We start from the raw sequence: 764 nt of genomic DNA on the forward strand, positions 1-764 counted from the left end.
GGGCGAGACGAGATGACGCAGGCACAGCTCGCGCAGGGGACATCGCCCCTGCTCGCGGTTCGCGACGTCAGCGTCGTGTTCGGCGGCATCATCGCGCTCAACGGCGTGTCCTTTGACATGCACAAGGGCCAGATCCTCGGCTTGATCGGCCCCAACGGCGCCGGCAAGACCACGCTGTTCAACTGCCTCTCGCGGCTTTATCAGCCGTCGTCCGGCGACATCCTGATGGAAGGCGCCAGCATCCTGACGCGGCCGCCGCACCGGATCGCGGAAATCGGCATCGGCCGCACCTTCCAGAACGTGGCGCTGTTTCCGAACCTGTCGGTGATGGACAACGTCCGCGTCGGCGCCCATTCGAAGACCTCCAGCGACATCATCAGCGACTCCCTGAAGCTTGCCTGGGTCCGGCGCAGCGAGACCAGCGTCAACAAGAAGGTGCACGAGATCCTCGCCTATCTCGATCTCGAGGACGTCGCCCACACCGTCGTGTCCGGCCTGCCCTTCGGCACGCAGAAGCGCGTCGAGCTGGCGCGCGCGCTCGCGGCCGATCCGAAGATCCTGCTGCTCGACGAGCCGGCCGGCGGCCTCAACCATGAGGAAGTCTATGTGCTCGGCGACCTCATTCGCCGCATCCGCGACGAGCGCCACATGACCGTGCTGCTGGTCGAGCACCACATGGGCCTCGTGATGTCGATCGCCGACCACGTCGTCGCGCTGAACTTCGGCAAGAAGCTCGCGGAGGGCACGCCCGCCCAGGTGCAGGC

The 764-nt window shown here is 66.4% G+C and carries 1 protein-coding gene; it reads left to right on the forward strand.

Annotated elements, in window-relative coordinates:
* Nucleotides 1–12 precede the first annotated feature (12 nt).
* On the forward strand, nt 13–764 hold a 752-nt coding region (locus tag MOV75_RS40415), incomplete at its 3' end, for an ABC transporter ATP-binding protein (protein WP_247008431.1).

Source organism: Bradyrhizobium sp. PRIMUS42, from assembly GCF_023006515.1.
In the GTDB taxonomy this organism is placed as follows: Bacteria; Pseudomonadota; Alphaproteobacteria; order Rhizobiales; family Xanthobacteraceae; genus Bradyrhizobium.